The sequence below is a fragment of the Nostoc sp. CALU 546 genome (genome assembly GCF_048836525.1).
This window is the reverse complement of the sequence record NZ_JAWJTF010000064.1, coordinates 36,675-56,299: the sequence shown is the minus strand read 5'-3', so window position 1 is coordinate 56,299 and position 19,625 is coordinate 36,675. Positions and strand designations below refer to the sequence as shown.

The 19,625-nt window shown below is 41.2% G+C and carries 19 protein-coding genes; 9 read left to right on the top strand and 10 right to left on the bottom strand.

Features of this window, described 5'->3' with window-relative positions:
• Nucleotides 1-138: 138 nt before the first annotated feature.
• The gene (locus RRG12_RS26750; protein WP_420761265.1) at nt 139-783 is read left to right on the top strand and encodes a hypothetical protein; all 645 of its coding nucleotides are present in this window, start codon (nt 139-141) and stop codon (nt 781-783) included.
• 138 nt (nt 784-921) lie between these two features.
• On the opposite strand, the gene RRG12_RS26745 is transcribed toward RRG12_RS26750, so the two are convergent.
• Nucleotides 922-2,394, bottom strand: coding sequence for a hypothetical protein (locus tag RRG12_RS26745; protein ID WP_420761264.1), 1,473 nt, complete (start codon nt 2,392-2,394; stop codon nt 922-924).
• Nucleotides 2,395-2,601: 207 nt separating this feature from the next.
• On the opposite strand from RRG12_RS26745, the gene RRG12_RS26740 reads away from it, so the two are divergent.
• Nucleotides 2,602-4,005 carry an amidase gene (locus RRG12_RS26740; protein WP_420761263.1) on the top strand — a complete coding sequence of 468 codons (1,404 nt, stop codon included), beginning with the start codon at nt 2,602-2,604 and terminating at the stop codon, nt 4,003-4,005.
• Nucleotides 4,006-4,007: 2 nt separating this feature from the next.
• Nucleotides 4,008-4,706 carry a Crp/Fnr family transcriptional regulator gene (locus RRG12_RS26735; RefSeq protein WP_420761262.1) on the top strand — a complete coding sequence of 233 codons (699 nt, stop codon included), beginning with the start codon at nt 4,008-4,010 and terminating at the stop codon, nt 4,704-4,706.
• A 70-nt stretch (nt 4,707-4,776) separates the two neighbouring features.
• Here the strand turns inward: RRG12_RS26735 and RRG12_RS26730 are convergent, their stop codons facing one another.
• The 6 genes from RRG12_RS26730 to RRG12_RS26705 all read right to left on the bottom strand — a co-directional run bounded on the left by RRG12_RS26730 (nt 4,777) and on the right by RRG12_RS26705 (nt 9,144).
• Entirely contained in the window at nt 4,777-5,268 is a 492-nt protein-coding gene (locus tag RRG12_RS26730) for a hypothetical protein (RefSeq protein WP_420761266.1), read from the bottom strand.
• Between the two features lie 21 nt (nt 5,269-5,289).
• Nucleotides 5,290-5,637: a cupin domain-containing protein gene (locus tag RRG12_RS26725; protein WP_420761261.1), complete on the bottom strand. Its 348-nt coding sequence runs from the start codon at nt 5,635-5,637 to the stop codon at nt 5,290-5,292.
• Between the two features lie 92 nt (nt 5,638-5,729).
• On the bottom strand, nt 5,730-6,506 hold the full coding sequence (locus RRG12_RS26720) for an SAM-dependent methyltransferase (RefSeq protein ID WP_069070643.1): 777 nt from the start codon (nt 6,504-6,506) through the stop codon (nt 5,730-5,732).
• A gap of 83 nt (nt 6,507-6,589) precedes the next feature.
• On the bottom strand, nt 6,590-7,129 hold the full coding sequence (locus tag RRG12_RS26715; RefSeq protein ID WP_069070642.1) for a GNAT family N-acetyltransferase: 540 nt from the start codon (nt 7,127-7,129) through the stop codon (nt 6,590-6,592).
• Between the two features lie 40 nt (nt 7,130-7,169).
• Nucleotides 7,170-7,970 carry an EndoU domain-containing protein gene (locus RRG12_RS26710; RefSeq protein ID WP_069070650.1) on the bottom strand — a complete coding sequence of 267 codons (801 nt, stop codon included), beginning with the start codon at nt 7,968-7,970 and terminating at the stop codon, nt 7,170-7,172.
• 307 nt (nt 7,971-8,277) lie between these two features.
• A complete protein-coding gene (locus RRG12_RS26705; RefSeq protein WP_069070641.1) occupies nt 8,278-9,144 on the bottom strand; it encodes an aldo/keto reductase in 867 nt (288 codons plus the stop codon).
• Nucleotides 9,145-9,248: 104 nt separating this feature from the next.
• Between RRG12_RS26705 and RRG12_RS26700 the strand changes: the two genes are divergently transcribed.
• Entirely contained in the window at nt 9,249-10,067 is an 819-nt protein-coding gene (locus RRG12_RS26700) for a hypothetical protein (RefSeq protein ID WP_420761260.1), read from the top strand.
• 167 nt (nt 10,068-10,234) lie between these two features.
• Nucleotides 10,235-10,498, top strand: a complete 264-nt coding sequence (locus RRG12_RS26695) for a DUF3146 family protein (RefSeq protein ID WP_069070640.1) — start codon at nt 10,235-10,237, stop codon at nt 10,496-10,498.
• Nucleotides 10,499-10,576: 78 nt separating this feature from the next.
• On the opposite strand, the gene RRG12_RS26690 is transcribed toward RRG12_RS26695, so the two are convergent.
• The 3 genes from RRG12_RS26690 to ntcA form a co-directional block, all read right to left on the bottom strand.
• A complete protein-coding gene (locus tag RRG12_RS26690) occupies nt 10,577-11,032 on the bottom strand; it encodes a Holliday junction resolvase RuvX (RefSeq protein ID WP_069070639.1) in 456 nt (151 codons plus the stop codon).
• 517 nt (nt 11,033-11,549) lie between these two features.
• Nucleotides 11,550-13,040 (bottom strand): DUF3084 domain-containing protein, encoded by a 1,491-nt coding sequence (locus RRG12_RS26685; protein ID WP_069070638.1) that lies wholly within the window; start codon nt 13,038-13,040, stop codon nt 11,550-11,552.
• Nucleotides 13,041-13,210: 170 nt separating this feature from the next.
• Nucleotides 13,211-13,882, bottom strand: coding sequence for a global nitrogen regulator NtcA (ntcA, locus tag RRG12_RS26680; RefSeq protein ID WP_010998529.1), 672 nt, complete (start codon nt 13,880-13,882; stop codon nt 13,211-13,213).
• Nucleotides 13,883-14,261: 379 nt separating this feature from the next.
• On the opposite strand from ntcA, the gene fabI reads away from it, so the two are divergent.
• From fabI to RRG12_RS26660, 4 genes are all read left to right on the top strand, one after another.
• Nucleotides 14,262-15,038, top strand: a complete 777-nt coding sequence (fabI, locus tag RRG12_RS26675) for an enoyl-ACP reductase FabI (protein ID WP_069070637.1) — start codon at nt 14,262-14,264, stop codon at nt 15,036-15,038.
• 115 nt (nt 15,039-15,153) lie between these two features.
• Complete coding sequence (gene hisB / locus RRG12_RS26670; protein ID WP_420761259.1) at nt 15,154-15,789, top strand: imidazoleglycerol-phosphate dehydratase HisB; 636 nt, start codon at nt 15,154-15,156, stop codon at nt 15,787-15,789.
• 234 nt (nt 15,790-16,023) lie between these two features.
• Entirely contained in the window at nt 16,024-17,007 is a 984-nt protein-coding gene (locus tag RRG12_RS26665; protein WP_420761258.1) for an ABC transporter ATP-binding protein, read from the top strand.
• Nucleotides 17,008-17,505: 498 nt separating this feature from the next.
• Nucleotides 17,506-18,978: an SLBB domain-containing protein gene (locus RRG12_RS26660; protein WP_420761257.1), complete on the top strand. Its 1,473-nt coding sequence runs from the start codon at nt 17,506-17,508 to the stop codon at nt 18,976-18,978.
• Nucleotides 18,979-19,625: the final 647 nt, after the last annotated feature.

Here is a 19,625-nt window from a genome sequence, read left to right as displayed (position 1 = left end):
CAGAAATCAAAGCGGATTCCTATAGTTGCTTTGCCTTCCCGCAGGGTAGGTTCGCGGAGGAATGCAAATTAGGTAAAATTATGCTCGACTATAAAACTTATCACGAATAAGGTAGGTAAAACTCATATTTGCTCAAAAATGGTAAGTTTTCTGGAATCTCTACCTCAAATTTCTTTTACTGTATTTTATCTGTGGCTTTCTACTCTTAATTTGTTACCAATAGCAAACGCTGCAACCCCCAAAAATGCTAACAAACAAGTAATTTGCCAAGCTAAGAAATTAGGATATGAAGAAGCACTTTTTTTATACTTAAGAAAACCGCAAGGAGAATTTGAAGATGGAGGTGCAATTAATATATATGAAGACGCAAAGTTACAAGTACTAGCGAAAGGTTTTGAAAACTGGATTTACGTTAGTGTTATCGATGCAGATAATTCTAAAGAAAAAGGCTTAGAAGGTTGGATGCGTAGTAGCAGCCTAAAATGTACTAGCAATTTAGCTCAAGTTAAGCCTGCACTCTGCGAAGTAACTGGGTTACGATCGGGGCAATTAGCTTTACGTACCACACCTGGCGGAAAGTCAACAGCAGGTTTAGAGAATGGCAACAATATCACATTACTCAAGCCTGATATTGTATCACTTCAAGGTCGCCCAACACCTTGGGTTAACGTGCGTGTTACTAATAGCTCAAATAATAGAATAGTAGGAAGGGAGGGGTGGATTAATTCTCAATATATAGATTGCTATAGCAACCAAAGCAATGATGCAATAAATTATCCATAAAATATTTGAGGATATACCTCATTTTATCGATAACCGCTATGTAACAATTTGTGCAGGAGTTACGAGCAAAAAGAACCCCGACTTCTTAAAAGAAGTCGGGGTTTTGAGCCTCTCAATGTTTACAAAACAGATTAATTCCTATATTTGACTAGTAGCTGCATAACTATTTTTATAAATAGGAAGTAACTCTTTAGCTTGTATATAGACAAAGGTACTCTTTGGAATAGCTTCTAATAAATGAATTGCTTGTTTCCATTTACCTTGTACTTGCTGCCGAACTAGTAGAGAATGAGGTGGATTGTGAAGAATAAAATTAGCTTCTATTGCTAGTTTTTTTGCTGATTCTAAGTTTGCTATAGCGTTCTTTTCAATTAATACTCTTTTACTGATAGATTTGTAGTTAATTTGATAATAAGCCAATTTCTTCTTAGCTTGGTCATAAATTGATGTTTCATCAGGAATACTATCTAATAAGATTATTGCCTGATGCCATTTAGTTTCTGCTTCTTGCCAAACTTTTAAAGGATGCGGTGGATTTTGAACTAAAGAAGCAGCTGCCATTCCGAGTTTTTGAGCAGATTTAAACTTAGCACTTGCACTTCCTTGTTGAGTTAAACTTAGAATAATCTTTTGTAATTGTGGACTTTGCTCTTTAATTTTCCAACCACCAAAACCCAAGATTAATAAACTTGAGGCTATAATCAAAGCTGAACGGACTATTTTGGATGTCCAAAACTTTGGGACTCTTTCTACTTTCTGACTAATAATTGCTTCTTTATTACTTTCCTGTTCAATCTTTTTCAGGGATTGTTCTGCCTGTTCACTTAAAACGTTACTCTGAATAATTAAAGCAGCAATCTGTTCTTGGAAAAAATCACAATCATTGAGAATATCTGTTAATTCTTGAAATTTCCCTTCACTCGATATAATTAATTCGTGGTCATCATCCAACCACTCTAAAGCAAAGCCAGATTTTCCATAAAAAGCAGATACTCCTAATAAAATATTTAATAAACTACGACTGCTTTGAATAGCATGAAAAATATAATTTAATTTTTGCTGTAACTGTAATAGTTCTTTTTTAGCATTGCTAATATTTTGAATTTGACGTTGTATAACATTAGGTTTTGCAGGGTCTAAGTTAATATTTAAGCTGACATTGATTGCTTTAAATTCAGTAGTTATGCTTGGATGATTAATATCAGAGTTTAGTTGATTTACTAGTTGCATATCACTAAGAATGTCAGCGGCTATTGCTTGCAAAAAATAACCCCATTCAATCCAACTATCAATTTTTGATTGTAAATCAGTTAATGAAATTTTAGTTTCTGAGTTCCCGAATTTTTCAGCTATGGCTGGATCTACTAATCCTAGGTTAGGGATAAACAAAGTAGCGACTGTAGCAATGCGAGGAAGTGTAGCGATCGCAGAATTTTTGGCATGATCAAATCTCAATTCCTGAGCAATTAATTTTTTAAGATTCCGTAGTTGTTCCTGAGCATTATTGATCAGGATAATTTGTTCCATGATTTCATTGGAATCGCCAATAGTCAGTTTTAGACTTTGAATCAGTGTTGGCAATTCACTAACAAGTATTTCCAGGTTAGCCATAAATACCCCTTAGGGATTTGTCGAAAGTTTATGCGAAACAATTAAAATGGCTTGAGTAAGAACGTAAATACGCCTGTTGCATCTGAGCATCCTAAATTAGTCACAAATCTCAGGAGCTATAAAATGTATAGTTCCCGGAAATCCTGCTAAAGTAACAATTTCAGTTTCAAAATCCCAGGAAAGATAAAATTATCCATTCACTAACCTATGAATGAAGTTGATTTAGCATTTACCCCAGCCCTAGAGTTGGCACAATTAATTCGTCGCCGGGAAGTATCACCGCTAGAGTTGGTGGAAATATATTTAGAACGGATTGGGCAGTTGAATCCCCAATTAGGAAGTTATTTTACGGTGACGGCAGAATTAGCGATCGCAGATGCTAAAGCTAAAACAGAATTATTGACAACTACCTCAGAATTACCACCATTTTTTGGTGTGCCGATTTCCATTAAAGACCTCAACGCTGTAGCGGGTGTTACTTGTACTTATGGAAATCCGGCATTACTGAACAATATCCCTAATTATGATGATGGTGTTGTGACAAGGATTAAGCAAGCTGGATTTACTATTCTCGGTAAAACAGCTACTTCCGAATTAGGTTCATTACCTTACAGCGAACCTACGGGTTTTCCCCCAGCTAGAAATCCGTGGAATTTAGAATATACCCCTGGCGGTTCCAGTGGTGGCGCAGCCGCCGCAGTAGCAGCGGGATTGTGTGCGATCGCTCAAGGTTCTGATGGTGGTGGTTCGATTCGGGGGCCTGCGGCTTGTTGTGGTTTGGTGGGACTCAAACCATCCAGAGGCAGGGTGAGTAAAGCACCCGTAGGCGAACGCCTCGCTGGAATTGCCGTCAACGGCCCGATCGCCCGCACTGTCGCTGATGCTGCTGCCCTTTTGGATGCTATATCTGGCTATGTCACAGGCGATCCTTACTGGTTGCCCGATCCTGAACCATCATTTCTCGCTGCCACTCACACAAAACTCGGTGCTTTGCGAATTGCCTTTGACACTACTATTTCTCCTTTGGGAGAAGCTGATGCCAACTGTCAGCAAGGTGTCCGCCAAACAGTTGAGTTATTAGAACAACTCGGCCACCAAGTTGAACAAAAATCCCCGGATTTCAGTGCTTTAGTTGAACCATTTCAAATCGTCTGGCAAGCTGGGGTAGCTGCATCGGGACTTCCTGTTGAAGCCTTGCAGCCATTAAATCGCTGGCTATTTGCACGCACCGGTTCTGTTGCCCAATACCTGCAAGCAGTTTCCCAAATGCAGGTAGTAGCACGGCAAATCGTGGCGTTTTTTGATACAGTGGATGTGCTGGTATTGCCAGTTTATCTACATTCACCCATCCGCGTTGGGGAATGGGCTTCTTTGAGTGCAGAAGAGACATTCCAAAATATTATTGAGTGGGTTGCCCCTTGTCCACCCGCGAATGCAACTGGACAACCTGCGATCGCAATTCCTGTAGGCTTTGATAGTAAAGGTTTACCTATCAGTGTGCAGCTAATCGGTAAACCTGCCGCAGAAGCCACACTCATCAGCCTAGCAGCACAATTAGAAGCGGCTAACCCTTGGATTCATCATCGTCCAGCCTTTGCAATATCAGGCTAATCATGCAGGTATCCCTGGAACAACTCTCACAAATTATTGTGTTTGCAGGTTTAGAAACAGCAGAGAAGATAAGTTTGCAACCTTACGCTCAGGTGCAACACCATCGCAAAGGAGAGATTATTCTGCATGAAGGTGATGTCTTACCAGCAAAACTTTATGCTGTTGTCAGTGGATCAATTCAAGTTACCAAAACAGCAACAACGGGGAAAGAAACGATTCTCCGCGCCTTGACTGCTGGGGAAATTTTTGCGGCTCCTGCTTTGTTAGGAAATAGAATTTCTCCGGCAACTGTAACTGCTGAATCTGATTGTGAAATCCTCACTGTAGAGCGAGATGCTTTATTAAAAGCTATTGGCGAAAATCCTGAAATTGCATTACGAATGCTGATGGTTTTTAACAGTCGGATTCAGCAATTACATGAAACAGTCCACGGATTAGTTTCTGAAAGAGCTATTGTTCGCCTTGCCAGATTAATTCAATATTTTGCTGCTGAATCTGGAACTGAATCTACCTCACAAGGCGAGTGTTTAAAAGTCAAATTATCTTATTATCGTATGGCTCGAAGTAGTGGCATTACTTACGAAGAATGTGTGCGGTTAATTAAAAGTCTCAAGTCAATAGTTGCCTATCGTCGGGGTGGGACGATTACCATACTTGATGCTGCGAAATTGGATGCGATCGCTTCTGGAGATATAGATTAGAGTATTTGCTATTACATAGAGAAAACCTGCCTCAGCAGGTTTCACAAGTTTAATTTTCCGTAAAGAGTTATCAGACTGCTACAGCTTCTCTATCTCGTTCGCGTGCAGCGACAACTAGAACTAGACATAAAGCTGCGATCGCTTTTTGCCATTCCTGCCGAACTTGCGCGTCTTCGACACCTTCAAACATCCCTACCAAGCGGGGAATAGAAGCTTCTAAAGCCGGACGAGGTACTGGTTGGTGTAGTTCAACTAAATGAGTTAAACTTTCTTGATTATGGACAAAACCAATTACCCATGTTGTTGTGTGATCAGGACTATCAGGAACCCGCTTGACTCCCAACTCATTTTTTAGCCAGTTGTAAAAAGGTGGTAATTCTTTAGCTAAAACCCCTCCTGCCGTGGGTAAAGTTTCCTTAAGTAAATTGGTATCTAAGCTATTTAGTTCTTGTTGTAATTCAGGTGAATTGAGAACTTCAGTTAGAGGTTGCGATAGTATTTCTTCCAACTGAGTTTCAGAGAAGTTTAAATTTTGAGCAAAAGTTAAAAGTAGCGATCGCATATTTCCAGACTCCATAAATAACTAATTATTTTCTGTTAATTTTTCAGAAAGCGTGAGTATAAATGTCAGGTTTTCTTCAGCTTTTAAAGCATGAGACGCGTTAGCAGATATAAAGATAAAAACACCAGGTTTAAGTGCAATATCTTCTCCAGATAAAGTCAGTAACCCTCTGCCTTCGATGACATTAATGGTGGCATTTCGAGTAGAAGTATGCTCAGAAATATCAGTATTAGCTGCTAGGCAAAATAGAGTGTATTGACAAGCGTTATCTTTCAGCAGCACCTTGCTGAGAACTCCCGCACTGGGATATTCAATTTTGTCTTGGAGTTGAATCATAAAAGATGGGCTAATTGTGATTGAGTTTGTCATAGTATTTGGGGATGATGAACCGTAAATAAATGCTGATAATCATTCAAAAACTATCGGTATTTATCAGGTGATATATTTGGGAACCAATTATGTTAATGGGCAACAGCACACAAAATGATGTAGCCTAATTCGTGTTGGTATTTATGAAAAACTTGGTACATCTCTAAAACGCGTTTGCGGATAGCTCTCTGCGTCAATATATTCCACATAATCCGAGTTGTATTAAAGATGCCTTCATCTTGAAATATCCGTTTTAAATTCAATAAATTCATTGAATCAGTTTGGCATTTCTGTACTTGCAATCCTGCTGTTGCAAAAGCCGTCATCCAGTTTGATTCTGAAAGTGGTGTAGAATTAACTCGAATTACTGGTGCTAAGTCATCATGAATTTGTTCTTCTTTGTCACGAGCTAATAGTTCGTGGGAGAGAAATTTACCTCCCGGCTTGAGTTTATTGTGAATTTCAGCTAAAATCTTGGCTTTTCCCAATGGCGATTGCATTGTAAGAATAGCTTCTGCCAATACATAATCAAACTTTCCTGGGATTGTCTCTAAGTTGAAAATATTACCTTCAATGATTTCAACTTGATTTTCTAACCCAGCAGCACAAATATTAGCACGCGCACAAGCTACACTATCAGGATTTTTTTCAACGCCTACTACTTTCACATGGTAGCTTTTTGCTAAAGCGATCGCACTATAACCAAAGCTAGAACCTAGCTCTAAAACTCTCTCTCCAGGCTGAAAGTTTGCCCACTCAAATAATTTATCTGTAGCTATTCGTCCACCAGGACGCAGATATTTTTTACCTGCTGCTGCTAAAACTTCGTGTCCGGTAGCTGTGTGGAAATTGAGGATAGTGTTGGTCATCTCTGCGACCCTCTGAACTTGTCTTATCCTCAATTTCTCAGAAATTTACGATATTGTCTCTGAGGTAGCTCATAGAAGCAGTATTACTTTGCTTTCCACTCATGGTCAAGGATAGCGTAAAGAAAATTGTCGTACCATCTATCTTTGATTAACTCTTTTTCCCGCAGATGACCTTCACGACGCATACCAATTTTTTCTAATACCCTTACAGAAGCAATATTCTCTGCAACACACCAAGACCAGATACGATGCATTCCCAGTTCTTCAAAGCCGAACTTTAAAATGGCGTGTGCTGCTTCTGTTGCATAACCTTGTCCCCAATACTGAGTGTTTAGTTCATAGCCGATATTTGCTTCTCGCATTTCCGGGTTATTTACACGAATACCACAATTACCAATAAGCTGATTTTCTGCTTTGAGGATAATAGCTAACTGAAACTTTGTCCGTGGTTGCTCTTTTTGCTGATCAACAAACATCTGAATAAACTCGCAAACATCCTTTTGTGTGCGGTGTGTCCAATAGTTGTAACGCAAATACAAAGGATCAGATTGATAGATAAAAACCGGCTGCCAATCTGCCTCTATAAAATCACGCATTAGCAAGCGGTGTGTTTCTAAGATCATGTCTTTTCTTTATGCGCTAATTACAGGCAATCTATAAAATTTAACTTTTACATTTTGCACCTTGAGGAGTAGCATCAGGATAATAGGTAATAATTGCTTTGTCTTTTCTGATAAAAACTGTAGGAAAGGATTTACCTGTTTCTCGGTCACGTACATTATAAATACACGCTCCCTCATTATTGCCTTGGAGCTTAAATATTTTGGTGGCATCTAAAAGCATTTCTTCGGCATTACTGAGATAGCCATAGCCTTTAATGACATCCCTTACTGTCCGATTTTCCTGCTTAATTACTACACCCATTGTATAAATTACATTCGGAACAACTTCCTCTCGTCCCTGATTATTTGGCAACCGTCCGCCTATTCCTTCATTTTGTAACTGTAAATATCTGCCATGAAAATGTAAGCCACCAATATCATTGGCGTTATATATTTCACCACAAAATATATGCTCAAACCCCCGACGTTGGAACCAAATATTGGTTAAATCTTCGAGAAATTGTGCTTTATTATTACGTCCAGGACGTAGTTCACCGCCACTAACTTGCTGAAGTTTTTGTAACACATCTGGGTAATAAGATAACAATTGTTTAAAATTATTAGAACTAACTCTTGTACCAATAGGGCCACAGAGTTTAATTATCGCTTTGTCAAAAGAATTTAGCAGCGGTGGAGGTGGTGTGATATCTACCTGTTGTCCTGCGGGAAAACGAACAGGGACAGGGTTATCTATATTATCAAAAAACGGCAGAAGTTGCTTATTTGACTGTGGCTGCGCGTTCACTGAATTTTGCCAGCCAAAAGGGGAAACCAGTAGCAAAATAGCAAACATCTTTACCATCTGCTTTAACCTATTGGTTACAGAATTTAGTAGCATAAATTTTAGATTAATTAGATTAAAATACTACATCAAATTAAACTTGATGTATGTCGTATTTTCTTAAAAACCCGGTTTCTTTTAATAAACCGGGTTGATGAAGTCCTTTAAAATTATGTTGACTTGGAATTTGGAATTGTTTATCTATAGGACTCATATTTGATTTCTGAAAAAACTCAGTACAAATTCGTCAAAAGCGGATTCCTATAGCTAAAGATGGCGCGTAAATCTTTGGCAACTTTCACTCAATCTACATTATTTAGTGGAATGATTAAGTTGCCCGATCAATTCTTTGCACTTCTTCATCAGATAGTTTTACATTGATAGCACCTGTTGAGTCTTCGATGCTGGAAACCTTGCTAGCACCAGGAATCGGCAAAATAGCAGGTGACTTAGAACGCAACCACGCTAAGACGATATTGTATACTGACACGCCTTTTTCTTGAGCTAATTTAGCGATCGCAGGAATATCTTGCAAATCCTGATGGCGACGCCTACCGCCAAAGGGACTCCAAGGCAAAAATGTTAATCCTTGCTGTTCACAATACTTCAACACGCCGTCATTTTCTGGCTGTCTTTGCCAAGGGCTGTATTGATTCTGCACCGAGACAATATCCACCACATCCCGCGCCTGCTTAATTTGTTCAACGGAAAAGTTAGAAACTCCCACAAATCTAATCAAACCAGCCTCTACTGCTTCTTTGACTGGCGTAAGAGATTCTTCAATGCTGTAATTAGGATCGGGAGAATGGTATTGCCAAACATCGATGGGTTTAGCACCACCCAACGCTTCAAAACTGTCGCGAATTGTTTGGCGCAAATGTTCTGGATTACCGTTGGTTGTCCAGTTGCCATCGGGACGCATCAACCCGCCCTTCGTTGCCACAATTACTTGACTAACATCGCCTTTATAACTGGTAAGTGCCTTGTGAATTAGCCGCTCGTTGTGATGCTTATCTGACTCATCTTTGCAGTAAGAATCGGCAGTATCAATAAATGTAATACCCAAATTCAACGCCCGATGAATAACTTCGATTGATTGCGATTCGGGAGGGCGATTAGAAATTGACATGGGCATACCACCCAAACCGATCGCACTCACAAAGATACCAGTTTTTCCTAGCTGTTTGGTTTCCATGCTTCTAGCTATAGTTTTCTGCCCCAATTATCTATCAGTTAGGCAAAGCTTTTGTAGCTATTCATCATAAATCCTCCCTGGTACTTAGACTTGAGGATATATAAATGGTCTACGAGGGGAATACTCTACTCAGGGGTTCAGTATTCTATACACATACACCGATGAAAATTGTCGAGGAAACCCGTACTAGATTGCAGCTAAAGCATCGACCACTCAGAGAGTGGTTCACCGGATGGTGCATTTTTACTGTCTGTTTTGGCTTTTTGATTTACTGCTTATTTTTTGAGTCTGCTTCAGTTCAAATAACTTGCGAGCGCCTCTCCCCAAACCAAATGAATTGTGAATTAAGACGGTTTAATTTGTTGGGAAGTATGGAGAAACTCAAAATGTTTGATCTCCAGGAAGCATACATTCTTACAAAGACTGGTAGCAAAGGAGGGAAAACCTATCAAGTTATGATTGTGACTCCTTTTGGAAACTTTCCTCTTTTATCCCATGTTAAGTATGAAGAGAATCAGAAAACTATCTTTAAAATTAACAATTTTATCAACTCTGGTCAAACTTCCCTATTGGTACAGCAAAATCAGCGCCACTATCTACTTTTATTAATTTTATTTATATTGATTATGATGGCGATCGCTGCTTATTTTGCCACATCTCCTGTAACTACCTGTACCTTTTATAAAAGTATTGATAAGGTATTTATCGAACGTAAAAGTCTTCGTATTAAACAAATTATTGAACATCCACTAGAGAATATTATGAGTTTTAATATCCAAGAAAAACAATTTAAATACTCGAAGCTTTATCGGGCTGTAATTGTGGTGAAATACTTTAAGGAAATCCCAATCAATCCCCAATATACTGATGAAAGGAGTATCCGATATGCAGTTTCTCGGATACATTCATTCCTAAAAATTTAACCAAACCGTATTGGGTTATAGCTGCAACCTCAATATCCTGAAGTCGTAACATAACCTAGTGAACTACAAATACCCACTTTGTCAGTTTGTCTAATTAAGCTAAGTTTGGTAAATAAAATAAGTAGCCTACATGATCGGCTGTTATTCCACACTTGACATAAAGCATTGTGAGTGCAAAACGTCTGCCAGAAACCATTGCCCATGTCAGAATTACTCGCCAATCCTGGCAACACGGCTTCCTTGAGGGCGAAGTAAGTGCGGGTGAGTTTGAGTGGCATTTCCAATGGCATTTTCGCCGGGGAGAACTTGCCGTCAAGCCTTCCCAAGGCCGCGCCTTAATCAAAGAACCCCTCGGTCGATTTTTGGAGCAACAAGATTACCAGCTAGAGCCTGGAGGAGACTATGCTTTTACGATTCGGGCGGAACTCTAGGAGTTATGAGTTATGAGTTATGAGTTATGAGTTATGAGTTATGAGTTATGAGTTATGAAGAAATTAATTTCTAACCCCTCACTCATAACTCATAGCAGCTGATTCTGTGAGGCGATTTAAGTATCTTTCGATTAAGAGAATGGCAACAATGTCATCTATTGGTCTTGGTGGCTGTCGCAGACCTTGTGGCAATAGCTTTATTAGCCCTTTGGGTGGGAACATTTGCCAATAGCGATCGCGTGCTTCTAAGGTTGTATAGCGCTCATCCACTAAAATAATACTCAGCGGTTCTGTTAATTCCTGGTATAGTTGCTGTCTCCACTGCTTGGCTGTAGTTTGATCGCCCATCACCATCAAAGAGATAGGAAACCTTTGACGCAGTGTCTCAATGGTAGCGATCGCCTCTTTGGCTAACACAACCTGATGATAATACAGTTGCCGATCCAGTCCCATCACCGCTAAACCACACTTATCTCGACCTGGATCAAAGCCCAAGATGACTGGTTGCGTTGGTGAAAATTCATGGAAAGCCATAAAAAATTAAAAATTAGAAATTATTGAAGAAGAATTTAGGAGTCAGAATAAAGACGCGACGCTCGTTCGCCCTTGGCGTCTCCCCTTGGGAGAAGACTCGCTAACGCTGCGCTATCGCGGACTCGCTAACGCTTCTCTACGAGACGCAACGCGAACGCTATCAGTCGGGGATTCAGACCGGCGAAGGAATTGTTGCACCATCAACTTGAAAATTTGGTGGGGGTGCAAAAACGCCGATTATTTAGACGCGACTCGAAAATACTCGCTCTAAGCGAAGCATCCCGAAGGGTATACGCTACGCTATCGCGGACTCCCTTGCCGCCGGCGCTATCCGCCAGTCATACAGAAAACATTGCTGTTAGCGGATAGCTAAGGTTTAGCCCATTCTGACTCCTGACTTGTGAATTCTGTTCGATAAATGCAATCACAGCAACTATTTTGGCTGCTGTTCAATATGTTTAAATCTTGCAATAACTGCCTCCTGCCTCCTGAATAATAACAGTGTGCAAATAATTTTTTAAGTACTAAAAATAATTTTTCCGTTGACTGTTGCCACTAATTTTACTCTCAATGGCCCAGCGGTATAAGTGTCCTCTGCCGCGATCGCTTTGATCTCTAAGGGTTGATTATACTGTCTTAATTGGTTGACAAAGCGCAAAAAAGTCCCATCTACTTGGACATTTTCGACAATTCCGGCGTTACGGGCACGAAATTGAGAAGCAGAAATCAGTATTTCCAACCGCTGCTGTAACTGATAGGATGTCATGCTTTTAGAATCGGTATTAGTTGTGGCCAGCACCGCGCCTCCCGAAAAAACCAATTGATTCCGGGCTGTATCGGCGAAAAACTCTATCTGCTTTTCTCCCCTGACGTAATTACCAGCAGAAAAAATTCGCACCACGTATTCTTGGCCATCCTCAATCTGCTTGCTCAATTTCTCAACCCTCTCCTGGGTGAAGCGTATTAGCTCTGCATTTGCAGGATTTGCACCAGGTTCACTCAATTCCAGGTTGGCGTTGCGATTGGCTTCTTGTAAGAGTTGTACAACTGCCTGACGAGCAGCAGCAGGTTGGGTAACACGAACTACAGCAGCGGACAAAACTTGACCGCGAACTAGGGCCAGCTTACCCAGACGTAAATCGCGGTAGGACTGATAATATTTTTCCAGCCTTGCAACTTCCTGTTCTAATTGCTCCTGTTGTCCTTCCAATTCTTTAAGACGAGATTCCCGTTTGGCAATCACTTGTTCTCGCGCTGCAACTTCGAGATTACGCTTTTGAATCAGTTTATCCAATTGAGCAATTTTTTGATCGCGTTGTTCTATGGCTTCTTGGCGGTTAGCAAGTTCGCGATCGCGTTTTTCAATTGCTGCTTTGGCTTCGTCAATGGCTTTTTTCGCTTCAGCATACAGTCGTTGACGTTCTGTCTTCAGTAGTTCAACTGCTGCCTGTAACTCCTTTCTCTGGTTGTAAACGCTTTGCAATTCAGTTATAGCTTTTTGGTACTGAGTTACAACTTGTTCTAGCTGACCTTGAGTGCGTTGGAGTTGAGTTTGAGTTTGGGCTTGTTGACTAATGGTGCGGTTTAACTGAGCTTGTGTTTGGCGTTGTTTGGCATTCGCCGCCTGCAAAGATTGGTTGATTGCCTGCAAGTCTTGTTGTGCCTTTGCTTGGGCAATTTTGGCTTGGCTTAACTCACTCTCTATCTGACTTTTTTGAGTTTCTGCGGTTTTTAGCTGTTCTCGTTTTTGTCTGAGGTCTGTTTGAATATCTTCTAATTCAAAGACTCCCTTTCGCAAGCCTTCGTCGGCAGCGAATAAAATCCCTAAAGTTGATGCTGAAATCAAGCCACCTGTAAAAATAGTGACCAGTACAGCAGTGTTTTTTGGACGAAGCTTAAAAAGTGAGAGGCGGGCTTTGCCAACTCGTGTGCCGATGCGATCGCCCACGGTTGCAATTACGCCTCCCAGAATTAAAATTGCAGCGATGAGGATGTATCCGGTGGTCATCTTTAGCTACCGAAATCCTTCCAGATACAGCCTACTACTTTTAAGCATTGTCTGGAAAGAAGTGGAAATTGGCAATAGCTGAAATTACTCAATTTATTAGATTTACCTCTAGCTATTAGTGTCATTTTTCAAAATAGAACACGCGCCGATTCCCCTTTCTCCAATTGTTTTTATGTGAATTGCCTACTTAAGGTAACAGGTTTATGCACAGTAATCTTCTTTTTGTGGATAGAAATCATCTTTTTCTCACGCAAATCTCCCAGTAGCCTGGTAACGGTAACACGAGTTGAACCAATTGCTTCTGCGATCGCTTGATGAGATAACTTCAAATCAATAGTGATTCCATCCGCACAAGGAACGCCAAAATCCCGACAAAGAATTAACAAAAAACTTACCAACCTAGAACCCATATCTCGGTGGGCGAGAGTTTCAATCATCATCTCCGTCTGTAAAATTCGCGAAGACAGACCTCGCAGCATTAACATTGATAATTCTGGATTTTCCTTGAGTGCTTGCTCCACCTGTTCAATTGGTGCTGACAGTAATTCCACAGGAGTAAATGCAACCGCATGGTAAAACCGATCCGATTTATTTCCTGTCAGCAATGACAATACACCAAAAACACTATTTTCCCGCAGCAACGCTACCGTTATTTCCTCTCCTGCCTCGTACACCCTGGAAAGTTTAACAGCACCTTTCAAAAGAAAATAAACTCGTTCGGCAGGATCGCCAGGAAAAAAGATCGTTTTATTGCGTTCAAACGTTTCCACAACTGGCGGAAACGCCCCGGTCGCCATCTGACGAAATACATTTGCTAGGGCTTTATCTTGTGTCACGATCATCTCCCTTCCCCTACCCAATGCCGGAAAAACAAAAACTGATTACCTAAGAATACACCCGAAAAATGAATAAAGCACCGTCAACCTTTCTGTACTTTCCTATACTCAAACTAATCTCTTCATAACTCTTTGTTTACAATGATACATAATTCTTGATCCTTTCAGCTACTAATTGTTGATAAGTAGTTCCAATAGCTGTATTTAAAAGGTTTTTTGAAGAACAAATAAAGAAATCTTGAGAATATCTTTATAAAAAATCAAGATTTTTGTCACAGCAAACACCCTTAGCAATATTCATTTTTGCAAATCCTGTATAAAACAAAGACAAAACGTGCCTCAGATTCTAGTATGCTCCTAATGATCGATCGCATTAACAATTTCTATGCTAAATCTGACCGGAAAAAATGCCCTTGTTACAGGTATTGCCAATAACCGCTCGATCGCCTGGGGCATTGCCCAACAACTGCACAAAGCTGGAGCAAACCTGGGCATTACCTACCTGCCGGATGAACGCGGCAAGATGGAGAAAAAAGTTGCGGAGTTGGTAGAACCTCTCAATCCCAGCTTGTTTCTTCCCTGTAATGTCCAAGATGAAGACCAAATTAAATCTACCTTTGAGACAATCCGCGAACAGTGGGGAAAGCTAGATATCCTCATCCATTGTCTGGCCTTTGCTAGCAAAGAGGATTTAACTGGAGATTTTAGCCAAACCTCTCGTTCTGGCTTCAACACCGCCTTAGAAATCAGTACCTACTCGCTGGTGCAGTTAAGTGGTGCAGCCAAACCTCTGATGACAGAGGGAGGTAGCATCGTCACCCTGACATATTTGGGTGGTGTTAGGGCAATCCCCAACTATAACGTTATGGGAGTTGCCAAGGCGGGGTTAGAAATGAGTGTGCGTTACCTGGCTAGTGAACTAGGGCCACAAAATATTCGCGTGAATGCCATCTCCGCAGGCCCCATCCGCACTTTGGCATCTTCAGCAGTGGGTGGAATTTTAGATATGATTCATCATGTAGAAGAAGTAGCTCCCTTAAGACGCACCGTAACTCAGTTAGAAGTGGGCAACGCTGCGGCTTTCTTGTGTAGTGATTTGTCCAGCGGGATTACCGGACAAATTCTGTATGTAGATGCAGGATATGAAATTATGGGAATGTAAGATAATTTGGGCATGGGGCATTGGGAATTGGGCATTGGGAATTGAGTATTAGTAAAATTCTTGTCCATTTTTCATTCCCCATGCCCCATGCCCTATTCTCCATGCCCTATTTCTCATGCAAATCAGCAAAATTAATTCCAACTACGATCGCTTAACTGAAACCTCTCGGATTGCTACTGTTCACCGCACTACTGGTGAAACAGATGTGCAAGTTACCATCAACCTGGATGGTAGAGGAACTTGCAAAGCAGCAACAGGCATTCCGTTTTTGGATCACATGTTGCATCAAATTGCCTCCCACGGGCTGATTGATATCGATGTCCAAGCCAAGGGAGACTGGGAAATTGATGATCATCACACCAACGAAGATGTAGGCATTACTTTAGGGCAAGCTTTTAACCAAGCATTAGGCGACAGAAAAGGTATTGTCCGCTTTGGTAATTTTCTTGCACCACTGGATGAAGCCTTAGTTCAGGTAGCGCTAGACTTTTCCGGTCGTCCTCACCTCAGTTACGGCTTGCAAATTCCTACTGGGCGAGTAGGAACCTATGATACCCAACTGGTACGAGAATTTTTTGTGGCTTTGGTGAACCATAGCCAAATGACATTACACATTCGGCAATTGGATGGCATTAATTCCCATCACATCATTGAAGCAACATTTAAGGCGTTTGCAAGAGCAACACGGCTGGCGGTGGAAATTGACCCCCGACGTGCTGGCATAATTCCCAGTTCTAAGGGCGTTCTATGAAATGGGTATTGGGCATTGAGCATTGGGCATTGAAAAGAGGCAGAGGTGCGGAGGGGCAGAGGGGAGAAAACTTTCTACAACTTCTCTACTCCCCTAGCTCCCCTGCTCCCCTGCTCCCCTGCTCCCCCACTCCGCCACTCCCCAATAATTGACACACCAGTTGTTGATGGTTATTATCAGCCTACCGGGTAATTTGTAATTAATCCCAAGCTGATAAATAGTGATTTAACCGAGATGAAGTCTGTTGCAGATGACCCTAATTCTCAACTTAATACGACAGACATTCCGCCAGTAGTCCTAACTTCTGAGTTGCGAAAAGTCTACCGCACTGGTTTTTGGCTAAATCAAAAAGTCGTATCTCTCAAAAACTGTTCTTTAACGGTTTACAAAGGGGAAACCTTTGGGTTGCTGGGGCCAAACGGTGCTGGTAAAACCACACTTTTGAAATTGTTGCTGGGAATTATTCATCCCACCTCTGGACGGGGATCGTTGTTGGGTAAACCAATAGGCGATCGCAGTGTTAAGCAACATATCGGCTATCTGCCGGAAAATCCCTATTTATATGACTATCTCACTGGCTGGGAATTTTTGCAGCTAGCGGCTGGGCTATTTCAAATTCCCCAAAGTGTCCAACGCCAACGTATTCCCCAACTGCTGGAATTAGTCGGTTTATCCCAAGCCGATGCCCGTAAAAAGCTGCTGCGTCGCTATTCTAAAGGAATGCTACAGCGTGTTGGCATGGCACAGGCACTAATTAACGAGCCAGATTTAGTTTTTCTGGATGAACCGATGTCTGGGCTTGATCCGGTGGGACGCTACCAGATGCGGGAAATTATTCTGGCGCTAAAAGCCGCTGGTAAGACGATTTTTTTCAACAGCCACATTCTGAGTGAAGTAGAACAGATTTGCGATCGCATTGCCATCCTCGCTCAAGGTGAACTAATTTGCTCTGGTTCCCTCAATGAACTCTTAGGTGGAAAAAACACATATCACGTCAAAGGTCAAGGTGGTGATGGGGAAATTCTCAAAAAATGGATACCCACTCTTATATTTGAGCCTGATGGTTCCTGGCACGGTACACTACAAGATGATTACTATGATTTTCTTTCCAGTCTTCGTCTCATGGAGGGTAAAATTATCACCATGAACTTGTCCCGTCACTCCTTAGAAGAGTTTTTTATTCAACAAATCCAAAGAAAAGATAACTCATTAAATTAGTCTTGTTACCAAATAGCAAATTGCCGGTTGACTTGAAGAACAAAACTCAAAGTTTCTGCGTTTTGGAATTATCTTTGCTCAACCCAACCCAGAAAAAATAAAATTCTGACCTCTTTTTAAGTTTATTTGTATTTATTTAATGAACTTGCCCATAATTTTGGTAGTCTCTTACTACCCATTGCAGATTTTAAATGTCATCAAATTAACTTTGACAATAAAACTTTATTCGTAAGTACTTGATTGGCTAAGATAAAATTTATTGTATAAACTGTGTTTAATTGCGTAAATCCTATATTTTTTGATAATTGCCATATTCAAGCAGCATTAACTTTAAGCTAACTTCACTAAAAATTTAAATTCAATAAACAAATTCCCTCCGGAAAATCACACTTTTCTAGGAAAATAAGAGTGTCGGGGAACTTGAATACTTAGGTATAGTCAAAATAAAAATGTTTAGACAGTACTTTATTGATCGTAGTTTCAGAGTCTCAGGTAAATATGCTTAACAAAAGTTTGTCTAAATTCCTAACTCAGCCAGTTGTGGGTGTGGCTTTATTAACTGCTGTCAATGCCGCTGTGTCATCTGCCAGTCTAGCTCAGGGACAACCATTCCCACCAGCTACACAACCACCAAGCACAGAAACACAAATAGATACTAATTATTCATTAGGAGGCGGCGATCGCATCCGTGTAAATGTCTTTGAAGTACCTGAATATACAGGTGAATATCAAATTCCCCCAGGTGGAGCAATCAACCTACCTTTAATTGGTAGTGTGTCAGTCCTCGGCCTAACAACTGAACAGGCTGCTGACGAAATTGCGAGAAGATATGCTCGCTTCCTCAAACGTCCCTTGATCTCAGTCAATTTGTTATCGTCTCGTCCCATCAATATTTTCGTTGCCGGAGAGGTGACACGTCCAGGAGCTTATACTCTGAACTTGAGCGGAGGCGCGGGAGACAATCCAGGTGTACAATTCCCCACTGTATTAGCCGCATTAACAACAGCGCAGGGTGTAACTCTTGCTGCGGATGTAACTCAAGTTCAATTACGGCGTAAAGTAGGACGTTCTTCAGAGCAAACAGTCACCGTCAATTTGAAGGAACTCATCCAAACAGGCAGGTTATCACAGGATATTACCTTGCGGGATGGAGACACTATAGTTGTACCAACAGCAACCAACTTCAACGTGGCAGAATCTCGCAATATATTTGCAGCTAACTTTGCCGCCAGCCAAACCACACCCCGGACGGTAACAATTATCGGTGAAGTTAACCGTCCCGGTTCGTATCTTGTCACCCCAGCCAGCACTGATGCTGCTCAGGCGGGTGCAACCCCTAACAGTGGTACTACCAATCCCAATGGTCTACCAAATGTAACACGGGTAATTCAACTAGCAGGGGGAATTACAGCACAAGCTGATGTTCGTAATCTCAGGTTACGCCGACCGACAAGAAGTGGCTCAGAACAAGCCATAGATATCAACCTTTGGCAACTCTTGCAGAGTGGTGACACCAATCAAGACATCATCGTACAAGACGGAGATACGATTGTTATTCCGACGGCAACTGAAATTAACCCCGCAGAAGCTACTCAATTAGCTACCACTACTTTGTCTCCTGCACGCATTCAAGTTGGTGTGGTAGGCGAAGTTAAAAGACCAGGATTAACAGACGTTCAGCCGAATAGCTCTTTAAATCAAGCTATACTCGCTGCTGGCGGATTTAATGATGCCAGAGCTAGTAGCGATGCTGTTGATTTGATTCGCCTCAACCCTAATGGTTCTGTGACTAAACGTATAGTAAAAGTGGATTTCTCCGCTGGGATTAATGAGCAAACTAATCCCATACTCCGTAATAATGATGTTGTAGTAGTCAACCGATCTGGTTTAGCTAAGACTGGGGATACTACAAACACCATAGCTGGTCCTCTAGGTGTTATTTTTAATATTCTGAGGTTGTTCGGAATCTAGTTTAATATATAGATGCAAATTGGGGGCGTTGGTCAATTCTCCTCGTCTCCACAATTGCACTATACCTTGAATCAAAGCTCAATAGTCACGAAAAGTTTTGAAATTTGACTCAATAATAAGGGTTTCAGGCGTCTAAGTTGGGTTTTCAATCATGACCACAAGCGATCGCTCTTAAGTCCATCCAGAACAGATGTGTCTGAAAGGTAGCGTAGCATCTCGCAGAGAAGCCATCACTTCCTCCAAAATAGTGTTTTCTATCAGCTATTTTTATAAAAATTTTATCGAACAGAATCAAGGCGTCAGTCGTCAGAATTCAGTTGGTTATTCTGTATGACTGGCGGTGCTTCGCAGCGTAAAGCCTTCTCTTTCAGAGGCATGGCTTCGCTTAGAGCGACGCAGGAGCGTCTGAATAATCGGCGTTTTTGCACCCCCACAAAACAAGAAAATTTGGTGGTGCAACAATTCCTGCGCCGGTCTGAATCCCCGACTGTAAGCGTTGCGGAAAGCGAGTCTTGTCTACGACACGCTACGCGAACGAGCGTCTTTATTCTGACTCCTGTTAGCAGATAGCTAAGGTTTAGCCCATTCTGACTTCTGAATTCTTCTTAAATGATTTAACAAATTGTGGGGGTTTAAGTTCCCTGCAA